The organism is Halomonas bluephagenesis, from assembly GCF_054790765.1.
Map to the genome: position 1 here is coordinate 2,407,855 of NZ_CP133631.1, position 14,560 is coordinate 2,422,414.

13 protein-coding genes and 2 tRNA genes are annotated in these 14,560 nt (G+C 53.6%); 12 read left to right on the top strand and 3 right to left on the bottom strand.

Annotated features, from left to right (window positions below; genetic code table 11):
* The first annotated feature begins 114 nt into the window (after positions 1 to 114).
* The 12 genes from tpiA to REH51_RS10840 all read left to right on the top strand — a co-directional run bounded on the left by tpiA (position 115) and on the right by REH51_RS10840 (position 11,809).
* Positions 115 to 864, top strand: a complete 750-nt coding sequence (gene tpiA / locus REH51_RS10785; RefSeq protein ID WP_009723742.1) for a triose-phosphate isomerase — start codon at positions 115 to 117, stop codon at positions 862 to 864.
* A gap of 4 nt (positions 865 to 868) precedes the next feature.
* Positions 869 to 1,228, top strand: coding sequence for a preprotein translocase subunit SecG (gene secG / locus REH51_RS10790; RefSeq protein WP_009723741.1), 360 nt, complete (start codon positions 869 to 871; stop codon positions 1,226 to 1,228).
* A gap of 34 nt (positions 1,229 to 1,262) precedes the next feature.
* Positions 1,263 to 1,349 (top strand) — tRNA-Leu (locus REH51_RS10795).
* A 166-nt stretch (positions 1,350 to 1,515) separates the two neighbouring features.
* Positions 1,516 to 1,592, top strand: a tRNA-Met gene (locus tag REH51_RS10800).
* 297 nt (positions 1,593 to 1,889) lie between these two features.
* Positions 1,890 to 2,351 carry a ribosome maturation factor RimP gene (rimP, locus tag REH51_RS10805; RefSeq protein ID WP_498935705.1) on the top strand — a complete coding sequence of 154 codons (462 nt, stop codon included), beginning with the start codon at positions 1,890 to 1,892 and terminating at the stop codon, positions 2,349 to 2,351.
* Positions 2,352 to 2,421: 70 nt separating this feature from the next.
* Positions 2,422 to 3,936: a transcription termination factor NusA gene (nusA, locus tag REH51_RS10810; protein ID WP_009723738.1), complete on the top strand. Its 1,515-nt coding sequence runs from the start codon at positions 2,422 to 2,424 to the stop codon at positions 3,934 to 3,936.
* 26 nt (positions 3,937 to 3,962) lie between these two features.
* On the top strand, positions 3,963 to 6,506 hold the full coding sequence (infB, locus tag REH51_RS10815; protein ID WP_009723737.1) for a translation initiation factor IF-2: 2,544 nt from the start codon (positions 3,963 to 3,965) through the stop codon (positions 6,504 to 6,506).
* 17 nt (positions 6,507 to 6,523) lie between these two features.
* The gene (gene rbfA / locus REH51_RS10820; protein WP_009723736.1) at positions 6,524 to 6,940 is read left to right on the top strand and encodes a 30S ribosome-binding factor RbfA; all 417 of its coding nucleotides are present in this window, start codon (positions 6,524 to 6,526) and stop codon (positions 6,938 to 6,940) included.
* The gene (truB, locus tag REH51_RS10825) at positions 6,940 to 7,860 is read left to right on the top strand and encodes a tRNA pseudouridine(55) synthase TruB (RefSeq protein WP_009723735.1); all 921 of its coding nucleotides are present in this window, start codon (positions 6,940 to 6,942) and stop codon (positions 7,858 to 7,860) included. The genes rbfA and truB overlap by 1 nt, the downstream gene beginning before the upstream one ends.
* 120 nt (positions 7,861 to 7,980) lie before the next feature.
* Positions 7,981 to 8,250, top strand: a complete 270-nt coding sequence (gene rpsO / locus REH51_RS10830; protein ID WP_009723734.1) for a 30S ribosomal protein S15 — start codon at positions 7,981 to 7,983, stop codon at positions 8,248 to 8,250.
* A gap of 138 nt (positions 8,251 to 8,388) precedes the next feature.
* On the top strand, positions 8,389 to 10,551 hold the full coding sequence (gene pnp, locus REH51_RS10835) for a polyribonucleotide nucleotidyltransferase (protein WP_498935707.1): 2,163 nt from the start codon (positions 8,389 to 8,391) through the stop codon (positions 10,549 to 10,551).
* Positions 10,552 to 10,639: 88 nt separating this feature from the next.
* Complete coding sequence (locus tag REH51_RS10840) at positions 10,640 to 11,809, top strand: MFS transporter (protein ID WP_009723732.1); 1,170 nt, start codon at positions 10,640 to 10,642, stop codon at positions 11,807 to 11,809.
* Between the two features lie 83 nt (positions 11,810 to 11,892).
* Here REH51_RS10840 and REH51_RS10845 read toward each other — a convergent pair whose 3' ends face one another.
* The 3 genes from REH51_RS10845 to panC form a co-directional block, all read right to left on the bottom strand.
* Positions 11,893 to 13,071, bottom strand: coding sequence for an acetyl-CoA C-acetyltransferase (locus REH51_RS10845; RefSeq protein ID WP_498935708.1), 1,179 nt, complete (start codon positions 13,069 to 13,071; stop codon positions 11,893 to 11,895).
* Between the two features lie 210 nt (positions 13,072 to 13,281).
* Positions 13,282 to 13,662, bottom strand: coding sequence for an aspartate 1-decarboxylase (panD, locus tag REH51_RS10850; protein WP_498935711.1), 381 nt, complete (start codon positions 13,660 to 13,662; stop codon positions 13,282 to 13,284).
* 25 nt (positions 13,663 to 13,687) lie between these two features.
* Complete coding sequence (panC, locus tag REH51_RS10855; protein ID WP_009723729.1) at positions 13,688 to 14,557, bottom strand: pantoate--beta-alanine ligase; 870 nt, start codon at positions 14,555 to 14,557, stop codon at positions 13,688 to 13,690.
* Positions 14,558 to 14,560: the final 3 nt, after the last annotated feature.

The window sequence follows — 14,560 nt, forward strand, 5'->3', positions numbered from 1 at the left end:
GATGGTAGATGGGCGGGCTTGCCAGCGCCTCTAACTAACTAACCTGTATATCAGCGGTTGTCTTGACAAGGCCGCTCCTATACCATTTCGCTCCACCTTGAGTGAGGATAATCGATGCGTACGCCATTAATTGCCGGTAACTGGAAAATGAACGGTTCCACGGCGTTGATTCAAGCGTTTGGAGACGCCTTCACCGCGGCTAAGCTGCCTACTGATATCGACGTTGTTGTTATTCCGCCGTTTCCCTATTTGGAAGCAGCGCGCAGTGCTTTCCAAAATACGCCGTTACAGTTAGGAGCGCAGACGCTCAATCCTCAACACTCGGGTGCGCATACGGGTGAAATCAGTGGGCGTATGCTTAAAGAGTTTGATGTGGGCTATGTGCTGGTCGGGCACTCTGAGCGTCGCCAGCTTTATAAAGAAGGCGACGAGCAGGTGTTTGACCGCTTGGTAGCCGCACTTGATGTCGGCCTAACGCCGATTCTTTGTGTTGGTGAAACCTTAGAGGAACGCGATGCCGGTAGCACTATGGATGTTGTGTTGCGGCAAGTTGGCTATGCAATGGCGCGTTTAGAGCCAGCTCAGCGGCTTAAGATTGTCATTGCCTATGAGCCCGTATGGGCAATTGGGACTGGGCGCACAGCAACGCCCGAGCAGGCTCAGGAAGTGATGGCTGGGATTCGTACCTACCAAGCTGGGTTTGATAAAACGCTAGCCGAGCAGCTTAAGTTGCTTTACGGCGGCAGCATGAATGCAAACAATGCGGCTGAGCTGCTCGCTCAGCCGGATATCGACGGCGGTTTAGTGGGCGGCGCTTCGCTCAAAACCGACGATTTCTACGCCATTTGTCAGTCAGCAGGATAATCCCATGCAAGTTGCAATTCTTATGGTTCACGTGGTGATTGCGATCGCCTTGGTTGTGCTCATCCTGCTTCAGCAGGGTAAAGGTGCTGAAGCTGGTGCTGCCTTTGGTGGCGGTGCATCGCAAACTGTGTTTGGTTCGCGGGGTAGCGGTAACTTTTTGTCCCGCGCAACGGGGCTTTTAGCCGCCGGCTTTTTTGTTACCTCAATGGCGTTGGCTTATTTTGCGACCCAGGCAGGACAAGCGCCCGAGGCTGGTATCCCCGATTCTCGGCTAATTGAGCAGCAGCGCAATATTCCAACGCTTGACGATGGCCCTGCAAGTATGGATAATACCGCGCCAGTGCTAGAGGAAAGCAGCGAGTAACATATTGATACTGCTTTTTTTAGCCTCCCCTGTTGCCGAAGTGGTGGAATTGGTAGACACGCTATCTTGAGGGGGTAGTGACCGTATGGTCGTGCGGGTTCAAGTCCCGCCTTCGGCACCATCTGTTTTGCTGGTTTACCAGCTTCCCAGAGTTATTTTGTCAAATAAGCTTCATTAAATGAGCTTTTGTCAAAAAAGTAGGGATTGGCACCTAAGACGAAAAACGCACTTGAAAAGAAAGGTTGACGAAAGTGATTCAAGTGTCTATTATCGTCGACCTAGATTGATGCGGGGTGGAGCAGTCTGGTAGCTCGTCGGGCTCATAACCCGAAGGTCATCGGTTCAAATCCGGTCCCCGCTACCATTTACTAGTAGCATGATTAATTGTCCAAATAAGTCTTGATATTAGTTAATCTCGATGATGATTGGACGGCGGCGAAAGCCGAAGCATGTTATTAGGTGGTATTACAGGTTTCTTTCGAAAAGCCCCTTCCTGTGAAGGGGCTTTTTGTTAGTAGCTTTTCGAGAGCCAAGAGTGTCTCCAGAGCGGATGTCTTCCGAATTGCCAGAGACACATTTCCGGGTAACGCCAATCAGCCACCTAGCTTTTCATTCAACTCCTGGCCAGGTGCCTGATGCAACGGCTATAGGAGCTTTGTCTGTGGCCACAAAACACGCTGCGCTTCACGCGCTGATCGAACCTGTCGTAGCCGCTATGGGTTTTGAGCTATGGGGTATCGACCATCTTTCCCAGGGCAAGCATTCGCGGCTGGGGATTTATATCGAACGCGAAAGCGGCGTCAGCGTGGAAGACTGCGCTGATATTAGTCGCCAAGTCAGTGCCGTTATGGATGTGGAAGACCCTATTCCTGGCGAATACCGCTTGGAAGTCTCGTCGCCCGGTATGGCACGTCCCTTATATACCCTGGATCAATTTATTCGTTATCAAGGCCACCACGTAGCGCTCAAATTGCGCGTGGCTTTTGATGGACGGCGTAAATATCAAGGCCTTCTCGCTGGTGTCGAAGGCGATGAGGTACTGCTACAGCTGGATGGCGAAGAGTTCTGTTTTCCAATCGAAAGCATCGATTCTGCGCACGTCGTCCCGCAATTCGACGAATAAACGGGTGGCGGCTTCCGGCAGGCTGCCGGGGTGATGCACAAAAGGACAGGTTTTCTGGCGAGGCAAACGCATGAGTAAAGAAATTTTAATGGTCGTGGACGCGATCTCTAACGAAAAAGGCGTCCCCCGCGATGTTATTTTTGAAGCGGTTGAAGCCGCGCTAGCCAGCGCGTCACGCAAGCGTTTTGATCAAGAAGAAGCCAATGTGCGTGTGCATATCGATCGCCGCACGGGCGACTACGATACGTTCCGCTACTGGACCGTTGTCGAAGATGACGAATTTGAAACACCTGATTATGAAATCAAAGAAACCATCGCCGAGCAGCGTGATCCGCCGCTTAAACTAGGCGATGTGGTTGAGAAAAAGATTGAAAATGCCGTGTTTGGCCGTATCGCTGCGCAAACAGCAAAGCAGGTCATCGTTCAAAAGGTACGTGAAGCCGAACGCGCTGAAGTTGTTCGTCAGTACGCCGACCGCGAAGGCGAGTTGGTGGCGGGGATTGTCAAGAAAACCACCCGTGACGGGTTGATCATTGACCTGGGCGAAAACGCAGAGGCGTTCTTGCCGCGTAACGAAATGATCCACGGTGAGCGCTACCGCATGAATGAGCGGGTACGCGCGTTGTTAGTGAAAGTGGATCCAGAGGCGCGTGGTGCGCAGCTACAACTGTCACGTACCTGTCCTGAGTTCATTATTGAGCTGTTCAAAATTGAAGTGCCAGAAATCGCTGAACAGCTGATTGAAATTAAAGGCGCGGCGCGCGATCCAGGATCGCGGGCCAAAATCGCCGTTAAAACTAACGACCGTCGTATCGATCCTGTTGGTGCGTGTGTTGGTATGCGCGGTTCTCGCGTACAGGCAGTGTCGTCAGAGCTGCAAAATGAGCGTGTCGATATTGTGCTGTGGGACGACAATCCGGCGCAGTTGGTGATAAATGCCATGGCACCCGCCGATGTGGCGTCTATCCTGGTTGACGAAGATGCTCACGCCATGGATGTGGCCGTTGCTCAAGACAATCTGGCTCAGGCCATTGGTCGTAGCGGCCAGAACGTGCGCTTAGCCTCTGAGCTAACCGGCTGGCGCATTAACGTGATGACCGAAGATGAAGCTGAGTCAAAGCGTGAGCAGGAAATTGATAGCCTGGTGGACTCCTTTGTTCAGCACCTGGAAGTGGACGAAGATGTTGCCCGCCTATTGGTAGAAGAAGGGTTTACCACCCTGGAAGAAGTTGCCTACGTGCCGCTTGAAGAGATGCTCGAAATCGAAGAGTTCGATGAAGATTTGGTGGAAGAGCTGCGCGCACGAGCGAAAGACGAGCTGCTGACGATGGCGATTGCCTCGGAGGAAGCGCTAGACGGTGCCCAACCAGCAGACGATTTGCTGGACATGGACGGCATGGAGCGCCACCTGGCCTTCATTCTGGCTAGTCGAGGCATCGTCACCATGGAAGATCTCGCCGAGCAGTCTGTCGACGATCTGGTCGATATCGAGGAGTTGGACGAAGCGCGCGCAGCGGCACTGATCATGACTGCCCGTGCGCCCTGGTTTGAAGACGATGGCGTATCGGATTCGAACACACAGTAAAAGGTCACGGGCTGAGGAGGGTCACTATGTCAGATATGACAGTTAAAGATTTTGCAGTAAAGGTGGGCCGTGATGTGCCCCGCCTATTGGAACAGATGAAAGAAGCAGGTTTAAAGCATGCGTCAGAAGGCGACGCTGTGTCTGAAGACGATAAGCAAACGCTGCTAAGCTTTTTGAAGAAAAGTCATGGCGGCGGTGACAGCGATGCTAGCAAAAACCGCATTACGCTGACGCGCAAAACCCGCAGCCGTATTAAAACTGGCGAGCGTGGCAAAACGATCGAAGTGCAGGTACGTAAGAAGAAAACGTACGTTAAAAGCGCTGAAGACGATAAGCCGAAAGCTCCCGAGCCTAAGCATTCTGGCCCGCGTCAGTTGGTAGGTGATATGGCAGAAGCGGAAGCCGAGCGTAAAGCTCGCGATGTTCGCGAAGCTGAAGAGAAGGCCGCGTCTGCTAAAGCGAAAGCAGCAGAAGATGCCGCACGTAAAGCTGAGGAAGAAAAAGCCAAGGCAAAAGCGGCTGAAGTGCCCAATATCGCTGTGCCTGAGCTTCAAATCGATGACACGCCGGCACCTGATGATCTACCGCCTGCGCCGCCTAAAGAGGGACGCACAGATCGTCGTACAGCGCCTCCTAAAAAGGCAGCGGCGAAGAAAAAAGGCCGTGATGACGAGGATGATCGTGGTGATCGCGAAGAGCGTAAGCGCGGTGGCGGCGGCAAGAAAGTAAAGCGTGCCGAGCGCCGCGGCGGTCGCCGTGGTGGTGCCAGCCAGAGCGGCAACGGCAAGCATGCTTTCCAAAAGCCGACCCAGCCGATCGTGCGCGAAGTCTCGATCCCTGAGTCGATCAGCGTTGCTGAGCTGGCCGACAAAATGTCGATCAAAGCCAATGAAGTGATCAAGGCCATGTTCAACATGGGCGCGGCCGTGACCATCAACCAAACGATTGACCAGGATACTGCGGCCATCGTTGTGGAAGAGATGGGCCACAAGGTCAAATTGGTGAAAGACGATGCGCTGGAAACGGAAATGCTGGAAGGCATCTCCTACGAAGGCGAAGAGATCACCCGTTCACCGGTAGTCACCGTGATGGGCCACGTTGACCACGGTAAAACATCACTGCTGGATTATATCCGTCGCGCGAAAGTCGCCACTGGCGAAGCGGGTGGTATTACTCAGCACATCGGTGCTTACCATGTGGAAGACAACCACGGCGGCGTTACCTTCCTGGATACCCCCGGCCACGCAGCGTTTACCGCAATGCGTGCCCGCGGTGCTAAAGCGACTGACGTCGTTATCCTGGTTGTTGCTGCTGACGACGGCGTGATGCCTCAGACGATTGAAGCGATCGAGCACTCCAAAGCTGCTGAAGTACCTATGGTGGTGGCGGTGAACAAGATCGACAAGCAAGGCATCGATCTGGATCGCATTAAGAATGAGCTTTCACAGCATGGTGTGATCTCCGAAGAGTGGGGCGGCGATACTCAGTTTGTGCATGTCTCCGCACATACCGGCGAAGGTATCGAAGAGCTGCTGGAAGCTATTCAGCTAGTGTCTGAAGTACTCGAACTGACGGCTGTGCCTTCTGCGCCTGGTAAAGGTGTTGTTGTCGAATCGCGTCTTGATAAAGGTCGCGGTCCGGTAGCCACCGTTCTGGTGCAAAACGGAACGTTGAAGAAAGGCGATATCGTTCTTGCAGGCCTGCATTACGGTCGCGTTCGTGCGCTTACCAACGAACTGGGCAAGCAAGTTGATACCGCTGGTCCTGCTATGCCGGTTGAAATCCAAGGTTTGGATGGTACACCGGATGCGGGTGATGACTTCATGGTCGTTGCCGATGAAAAGAAAGCCCGTGAAGTGGCTAACTTCCGTCAAGGCAAATACCGCGAAGTGCGCCTGGCGCGTCAGCAGAAGGCCAAGCTGGAGAACATGTTTAGCCAGATGGGCCAAGACGAAGTGGCCAAGGTCAACATCGTTCTGAAAGCCGACGTTCAAGGCTCGCTGGAAGCGATTAAGGGTGCCCTAGAAGAGCTCTCCACGGGTGAAGTTGAAGTTGCCGTGGTCTCCTCGGGTGTTGGCGGTATCACCGGTACCGATGCCAACTTGGCGCTTGCTTCTGAAGCTATCGTTGTCGGCTTCAACGTCCGTGCTGACGCTGCTGCTCGTGAAATCATCGAACGTGAAGGTCTGGATCTGCGCTACTACAGCGTCATCTACCAGCTGATCGATGAGGTCAAGCAGGCGATGAGCGGTATGCTTGCTCCCGAGTGGAAAGAAGAGATCGTGGGCGTGGCCGAAGTACGCGACGTGTTCCGCGCGCCGAAAATTGGTGCGGTGGCTGGCTGTATGGTTGTCGAAGGCACCGTATCGCGCAGCAAGCGTATCCGCGTACTGCGTGATAACGTTGTGATTTACGAAGGTGAGCTCGAGTCGCTACGCCGCTTCAAAGATGACGTTCAAGAAGTGCGTAACGGTATGGAGTGTGGCATCGGCGTGAAGAACTACAACGATGTTCAGGTCAACGACAAGATCGAAGTCTTCGACCAAGTTAAGGTCGAGCGCAGCCTGTAAGGCCGCGAGGAGCAATCATGCGCGAATTTAAGCGTACCGACCGAGTAGCTGACCAGCTCCAAAAGGAGCTGGCGGTACTGATCCAACGCGAAGTAAAAGACCCGCGTTTGGGGATGATTACGGTAAGCGGTGCAACCGTCAGCCGTGATCTTGGCTACGCCGATATCTATGTCACTTTATTGGGTGAGCAAGATCCCGCGCGTATCAAAGAAAACCTGCAGGTGCTAAAGCGCGCTGGAGGCTTTCTAAGAAGCCAAATTGCCAAACGTATTAAGCTGCGTCACGTACCTGAACTGCGCTTTCATTACGATGAAAGCGTAGTGCGTGGCCAGCACCTCTCATCACTGATCGACGAAGCAGTGTCAACTGACCGTGCACGTCAGCATGATGATGAAGAGGGTAGCGACAATGACAATGGTGAGGAGACGCGCTAATGGCACGTCGCCGTCGCGGATTACCGGTTAACGGTGTACTGCTGCTGGATAAGCCTAAGGGCATTTCCAGCAACCATGCGCTGCAGCGTGTGCGCCGTCTGTTTGAGGCGCAGAAAGCCGGTCATACTGGCACGTTGGACCCTATGGCAACAGGCTTGTTACCTATTTGCCTTGGGGAGGCCACTAAGTTTTCCGCGCACCTGTTAGAAGCCGACAAGATGTATCGCACCCGCGTAGAGCTGGGGGTGATCACCGACACCGGCGATGCCGAAGGCACGGTCATTGAACGGCGCGAGATTCCCAGCTTAACGGCTGAAGATGTCGAGTCAGTCCTAGCTCGCTTTCACGGCGAGATTGACCAAGTGCCGCCGATGTATTCGGCATTGAAGCATCAAGGCAAAAAGCTTTATGAGCTGGCCCGCGAGGGTAAGCACGTTGAGCGTGCAGCGCGGCGAGTAAGCGTGTATGATGCGCGGCTGCTTGCGTTCGAGGGCACGGCCTTCGAACTTGAAGTCAGCTGTAGCAAAGGCACGTACATTCGCACCTTGGCTGAAGATATTGGTCATGCGCTGGGCTGTGGTGCCCATATTAGTCAGTTGAGAAGGCTCAAAACGGGTCCCTTTACCGGCGATGCAATGTGGACACTGGAAGACCTTGAAGCGCTGGCAGACCAAGCCACCCGCGAGGCTGAACTGATGCCTGCAGATGTGCTGGTGGATCATTTTCCGTCGCTGACGGTAGATGAAACGGCTTTCGGGCGTCTTGCACATGGCCAGTCGGCTAGTTTAGCCATTGGTGCGCTTGAGCCTGACGCGCTGGCAAGACTTTATTACGCTGAGACGTTTATCGGCCTCGGCGTTGTAAAAGGGGCTCAGGAAGTAGCTCCCAAGCGACTGTTAAGTACCGTCGCTATCTCGTAAAACGTTGCAAGGATGTAGCGATTTACGCGAAAATTGTACGTGAAGATAGTCGCCTGAGACTGCAAATATGCGTGGTCTCAACCATTCATTTTTTAGGCATATTGCTTACTGGAGAGACAGATGGCATTAACCGCTGAGAAGAAGGCCGAGATCGTCAACGAATACGGCCGCGGCGATAACGATACCGGTTCCCCTGAAGTTCAGGTTGCACTGCTGAGCGCCAACATTAATGGCCTGCAGGACCACTTCAAAACCAACAAGCAGGATCACCACTCTCGTCGTGGTCTGATTCGCATGGTAAACCAGCGTCGTAAGCTGCTGGATTACCTGAAGCGTAAAGATTTTGAACGCTATCAGTCTCTGATTCAGCGTTTAGGTCTGCGTCGTTAAGCGTTAACGGCAACGATTAAAAACGGGCAGCCCCCTTGTGGGCTGCCCTTTTTTTTTTTTCTGGTAGCCGTATGGCGCCACAGCGCCTAGAATGGTGGCGAGTCAAAACGACCCAAGCAAAAAGACAAGTAGATATTAATGTTAAAGGAAGTCGCCGTGAATCCGGTAAAAAAAACGTTTCAATACGGTCGTAGCACCGTCACCCTAGAAACTGGGCGTATCGCTCGCCAAGCCACGGGCGCCGTTATGGTGACCATGGATGAAACTGTCGTACTGTGTACGGTTGTGGCTAAAAAAGAAGCGAATCCTAATCAGCCCTTCTTCCCACTCTCGGTACACTACCAAGAAAAAACTTACGCAGTAGGCAAGATCCCCGGCGGCTTCTTCAAGCGTGAAGGGCGTCCTACTGAGAAAGAAACCCTCACTTCGCGTCTGATTGATCGTCCGATCCGTCCGCTGTTTCCTAAAGGGTTTATGAACGAAGTGCAGGTCATCTGTACCGTTCTGTCGACTGACCGTAATCATGACCCGGATATCGCGGCACTGCTGGGCACCTCAGCGGCGCTGAGTATTGCTGGCGTGCCATTCAACGGCCCGATTGGTGCGGCACGCGTGGGCTTTAACGAAGAGCAAGGTTACTTCCTAAACCCAACGGTCGAAGAGCTGAAAACCTCTGAGCTGGACATGGTTGTTGCCGGTACCGAAAACGCCGTATTGATGGTGGAGTCGGAAGCTCAGGAACTGCTTGAAGACGAAATGCTGGGTGCCGTGCTGTTTGGTCACCAGGAAATGCAGGTAGCTGTTAGTGCGATTAAAGAGCTGGTCGCAGAAGCAGGCAAGCCGCGTTGGGATTGGCAGCCAACTGAAGAAAATGTAGCGCTGAAAACGGCCATGGCCAATGCCTTTGAAGCTAAAGTGGGTGATGCCTACCGCATCACTGACAAAATGGCTCCTCAAGATGCATTGTCAGCATTGAAAGATGAAGCGGTCGCACAGCTAGTCGCCGCTGAAGGCGAAGAAACAGAAGGCAAATTCAGCAAAGATGACGTGAAGGGTGCCTTTGCTGGCCTTGAGAAGCGCGTTGTACGCTCTCGTGTCGTAAAAGGTGAACCACGCATTGATGGCCGTGACAACACCACCGTGCGTCCGCTGGCGATTGAAGTAGGTGTTTTGCCTAAGACCCACGGTTCGGCGGTATTTACCCGTGGTGAGACCCAGGCAATCGCGATCGCTACCTTGGGCACCCTGCGTGACTCACAGCTGATCGAATCCCTGGAAGGGGAGCGTAAAGACCGCTTTATGCTGCACTACAACTTCCCTCCTTACTGTGTCGGTGAAGCCGGCTTTTTTGGCGGGCCAAAGCGTCGTGAAATTGGCCATGGCCGCTTAGCACGCCGCGGCGTTCAAGCGATGCTGCCGTCAGAAGACGTTTTTCCCTACACGATCCGTGTGGTGTCGGAAATCACCGAATCTAATGGCTCAAGCTCTATGGCGTCGGTGTGTGGTACCTCACTTGCGCTGATGGATGCTGGTGTGCCGTTAAAAGCGCCGGTGGCAGGTATTGCCATGGGCTTGGTGAAAGATGAAGACGGCTATGCGGTATTGACCGATATCCTGGGTGACGAAGATCACCTGGGTGATATGGACTTCAAAGTTGCCGGTTCTGAAGAGGGTGTGACCGCCCTGCAAATGGACATTAAGATTGAAGGCATCAACGAAGAGATCATGGAGAAGGCGCTGCAGCAGGCTTACGACGCTCGCATCAGTATCCTTGCTCAGATGAATGACGTGATCAGCCAGAGCCGTACCGATGTGTCGGAAAATGCGCCGTCCATGGCGACAATCAAAATTGATCCGGATAAGATTCGTGATGTGATTGGTAAAGGCGGCGCGACGATTCGCAAAATTTGTGAAGATACCGGCGCCTCCATTGATCTGGATGATGATGGCACCGTACGCATCTACGCTGAAGATAAAGCGGCGGCCAAAAAAGCCATTGATACCGTGCTAGCAATTACCGCGGAAGCGGAAATTGGTAAGCTTTACAACGGTAAAGTAGTTCGCATTGCGGACTTCGGCGCTTTCGTCAACATCATGCCGGGTACCGACGGCTTGGTTCACATATCGCAAATTGTTGCCGAGCGCGTTAACAACGTGCGCGACTTCTTAAATGAAGGCGATGATGTGATTGTGAAAGTATTGGATATCGACAACCGCAACCGGGTGAAACTCTCAATCAAAGAGATCACCGAGGAAGAGAAAGCGGCTTTTGCCGCTGCCGAGGCGGACGTCGCTAACTAAAGCGATGCAGACGTAACGACCGCCCCCGCAGCTTTCAGTTGCGGGGGCGGTGTCGTTTTATAGGCTGTATAGGAAAAGAGAAAAAGCCATGGAGCAGGAGCAAGCGCCGCGTTGGTGGGCGGTAGTGGCCGTGATGATCGGCATTTTTTTATTGGTGACGGCTGAGCAACTACCTATTGGGTTGCTGTCCCAGGTAGCGTCATCAATGGGCGTCACGCCTGGTATGGCAGGTCTTATGGTCACCGTGCCGGGGGTGGTTGCCGCTTTCTCAGCGCCGCTGTTACCGGTAGCGGTAGGCCGGCTAGATAGACGCATCATGCTCACGTTGATGATGATTGTGATGGTGATTGGCAGCGCGCTTTCAGCGGTGGCCAGCAACTTTGGGTTACTACTGGCAGCTCGTGTGCTGGTGGGGATCAGCATCGGTGGCTTTTGGGCTATTGCGGGCAGTATTGCCCCAAGGCTGGTGCCCAGCGATCAGGTTGCCAAGGCCATGACGATTATTTTCGGAGGTGTGGCCGCTGCGTCCGTGTTGGGGGTGCCGCTAGGCACGCTGCTGGGAGACCTGAGCAACTGGCGGGTGGCATTTGGCGCACTTGGTGGGCTGAGTCTGTTAACTGCTATTGCGCTGTGGTGTTGGCTACCGCCATTGCCGCCAAGAGAGCCGGTACGACTGCGAGTGTTAGCGCAACAGTTTAGCAATCGTGGTGTGCGCGTCGCGGTGTTAACCACTGGTTTTGTCGTCGTGGGGCACTTTGCTGCTTATACCTTTATTAGCCCCATTCTGCAGGACATTAGCGGCGTGGCTCAGCGCCATGTCGGTAGCTTGCTGCTGCTCTACGGTGCGGCGGGCATTATGGGCAATATAGCAGCAGGCATCTTTGCTGGGCGTCACCCTTATCGGGCCGTGTTGGCTATTCCTAGCCTTTTACTGCTCGTGGTAGCTATATTCCCGCTGCTGGGTGTTCAGCCTACTAGCGGCGTGCTGCTGCTAATGGTATGGGGTGCTGTTTTTGGCAGTGTGTCAGTGAGTATTCAAACCTGGATACTGCGCACCGCGCCGAATACCGAGGCCGCCACCGCGCTGATGGCATTTACGTTTAATATGTCGATTGGCTTAGGGGCCATGTTTGGTGGGCGTATCGTCGATGGCACTAGCCTGCCCATTGCCATGTGGGCGGCATCGGGGCTATTTCTGCTGGGCGCACTATTGGTGCTACGCACGCCAGCCAGCGTGGTCGGCGAGAAACGTCGTTAGGCAAAATAAGCGAACAAAAAAGCCCCCATTCATTAGTGGGGGCTTTCATTCGCTTCAGCTAATCAAGCGTTGGGTAGGGCCGTTTAAGGGCGCTCAATCGCCAGTGCAACGCCTTGGCCGCCGCCGATACACAGGGTAGCGAGACCTTTCTTGGCATCACGTGCGATCATTTCATGCAACAGGCTGACCAAGATACGACAGCCAGAAGCACCAATCGGGTGGCCAAGAGCAATAGCACCGCCGTTAACATTCACTTTGCTGACATCCCAGCCCAGCTCTTTATTGACGGAAAGCGCTTGAGCAGCAAATGCTTCGTTAGCTTCTACTAGGTCAAGGTCATCCAGGCTCCAACCAGCTTTTTCGAGGCAGCGGCGGGTGGCCGGGGCTGGGCCAATGCCCATGATGGCTGGGTCAACGCCAGCGTTAGAGTAAGCGGCAATACGCGCCAGTGGCTCTAAGCCAAGTTCTTTGGCTTTTTCTGCTGAACAGAGCATTACCACGGCGGCGCCATCGTTTAAGGATGAAGCGTTACCGGCGGTAACGGTGCCGTCTTTCTTGAACGCGGGGCGCATGCCACCCAGCTTTTCAGCGGTAACTTCCCGTGGGTTTTCATCAGTATCAAACACGACTGGGTCGCCTTTGCGCTGCGGAATTTCCACAGGAACGATCTGACCTTTGAATTTACCATCTCTAATAGCTTGAGCGGCTTTCTGCTGAGAGGCCGCGGCGAACTCGTCCATCGCTTCGCGAGTGATGCTGTATTTTTCCGCCAGATTTTCAGCGGTAATGCCCATGTGATAGTTATTGAACGCATCCCACAGGCCATCGTGAACCATGGAATCAATTGCTTTCCAGTCACCCATGCGCTGGCCGTTACGCGAGTTAGGCAGGATATGGGGGGAAGCAGACATGTTTTCCTGACCACCGGCCAGAATAATCTCTGCGTCGCCACAACGAATGGCTTGAGTCGCTAAATGCAGTGCTTTAAGGCCAGAGCCACACACTTTGTTGATGGTCATAGCGGGTACAGATTCTGGTAAGCCAGCTTTAATAACCGCCTGGCGGGCGGGGGTTTGGCCGACGCCCGCTGTCAGTACTTGGCCGAGCAACACTTCATCAATTTGCTCTGGGGCAACGCCGGTAGAGGCGAGAATGTCTTTAATAACCAATGCACCTAAATCGCTTGCCGGAATGCCAGCGAGTGATCCACCAAAGCTTCCTACGGCGGTGCGGCGAGCAGCGACAATAACCACGTCTTGCATATGATGACTCCTTGGGTAAGTAACGCAACGTTCCTAGTGAGGATAGAAGCTCCAGAAGGGAGTTGCCCTATCCATTATTATTAGCATGTTGTGTCAAACTTACCTATCAGCATAGGGGAAGGTTGTGCGTTGCGGCAATACGCTTTTTTAGGCAAATAAAAACGGGCCGATCAACGGCCCGTTAAATAGCTGCTTACTCAACTGCTTGGCTTAGGCTAATTGGACAGGAATCGCATTACTGGTGTGGCTAACGTGATTGCCTTCTTGCAGGTAGACCAGCGCAGGTTGGTGGTTTTCAAGCTCTGCTTCTGAGTAGTGGGCGTAGCTACAAATAATAATGCGATGACCTGGTGAGGCTAAATGAGCAGCTGCGCCATTGATAGAAATTAGCCGAGAGCCTTCTTCTCCACGAATCGCGTAGGTGGTAAAACGCTCGCCGTTTTCTACGTTATAGATTTGGATCTGCTCGTTTTCGCGAATACCGGCCATATCTAGCAGTTCGCCATCAATGGCACAGGAACCTTCGTAGTTGAGTACCGCGTGGGTAACGGGAGCCATATGCAGCTTGGCTTTAAGCATAATCGTGTGCATAGAAACTCCTAAATAACGAAACTAGCTACGGGCTAGCGTCAGTGGCAGCGTCTGGGAGCTGCACGCTGAGATTGTCAATAAGTCGAGCAGGGCCTAGCTTAGCCGCTGCTAACAGCACCGCACTGCGTGTCGAGCTGCTCACAGCGGCAAGCGTTGTGTCACGCAGCTCAAGGTAATCTGGCGTAAAGCCAGCATCATACAGTGCTGTTTTACCCTGTTGTAGTACCTGTTCGGAGGGAGTGCCGCGCTCTAACGCATCGCGTAACTCGCATAAGGTGCGATATAGCATGGGGGCTTTGGCGCGCTCCAGCTCGCTTAAATAACCATTACGAGAGGAGAGCGCTAGACCGTCATCAGCGCGAACAATCGGTACGCCGATGATCTCGATAGGCATGTGCAGATCGCTCACCAGCTTACGAATGACCGCTAGCTGCTGGTAATCCTTTTCGCCGAAGCAGGCCACATCCGGCTGCACCAGGTTAAACAGCATGCTGACCACGGTAGAAACACCATCAAAGTGTCCAGGACGCGAGCCTCCGCATAACCCTTCACCTACCTCGGGAACATGCACGCGGGTCTGGGAAGTCAAACCATTAGGGTAAAGCGCGCTGACGGTAGGGGCGAAGAGAATATCGCAGCCTGCATCTGTCAACTGCGCCTGATCCGCCTCAAACGTGCGCGGGTAGGCGTCCAAGTCTTCGCCTGGGCCAAACTGCATCGGGTTCACGAACAGGCTTGAAACGACGACGTCCGCGTGTTGGCGGGCATTGGCCACAAGCGCCAAATGGCCTTGATGGAGATTGCCCATTGTGGGTACTAAGGCAATGCGTTGGCCACGCTGACGGTATTCGCTAAGCGTGCTGCGTAATTCGTTGATATCTCGTAAAGTGCGCATAAG

What these genes read in the sequence shown, in the direction of transcription:
- tpiA (WP_009723742.1), top strand. Translation starts at nt 115, where the DNA reads ATGCGTACGCCATTAATTGCCGGTAACTGGAAAATGAACGGTTCCACG.
- secG (WP_009723741.1), top strand. Translation starts at nt 869, where the DNA reads ATGCAAGTTGCAATTCTTATGGTTCACGTGGTGATTGCGATCGCCTTG.
- nusA (WP_009723738.1), top strand. Translation starts at nt 2,422, where the DNA reads ATGAGTAAAGAAATTTTAATGGTCGTGGACGCGATCTCTAACGAAAAA.
- infB (WP_009723737.1), top strand. Translation starts at nt 3,963, where the DNA reads ATGTCAGATATGACAGTTAAAGATTTTGCAGTAAAGGTGGGCCGTGAT.
- rbfA (WP_009723736.1), top strand. Translation starts at nt 6,524, where the DNA reads ATGCGCGAATTTAAGCGTACCGACCGAGTAGCTGACCAGCTCCAAAAG.
- truB (WP_009723735.1), top strand. Translation starts at nt 6,940, where the DNA reads ATGGCACGTCGCCGTCGCGGATTACCGGTTAACGGTGTACTGCTGCTG.
- rpsO (WP_009723734.1), top strand. Translation starts at nt 7,981, where the DNA reads ATGGCATTAACCGCTGAGAAGAAGGCCGAGATCGTCAACGAATACGGC.
- pnp (WP_498935707.1), top strand. Translation starts at nt 8,389, where the DNA reads ATGTTAAAGGAAGTCGCCGTGAATCCGGTAAAAAAAACGTTTCAATAC.
- REH51_RS10840 (WP_009723732.1), top strand. Translation starts at nt 10,640, where the DNA reads ATGGAGCAGGAGCAAGCGCCGCGTTGGTGGGCGGTAGTGGCCGTGATG.
- REH51_RS10845 (WP_498935708.1), bottom strand. Translation starts at nt 13,071, where the DNA reads ATGCAAGACGTGGTTATTGTCGCTGCTCGCCGCACCGCCGTAGGAAGC.
- panD (WP_498935711.1), bottom strand. Translation starts at nt 13,662, where the DNA reads ATGCACACGATTATGCTTAAAGCCAAGCTGCATATGGCTCCCGTTACC.
- panC (WP_009723729.1), bottom strand. Translation starts at nt 14,557, where the DNA reads ATGCGCACTTTACGAGATATCAACGAATTACGCAGCACGCTTAGCGAA.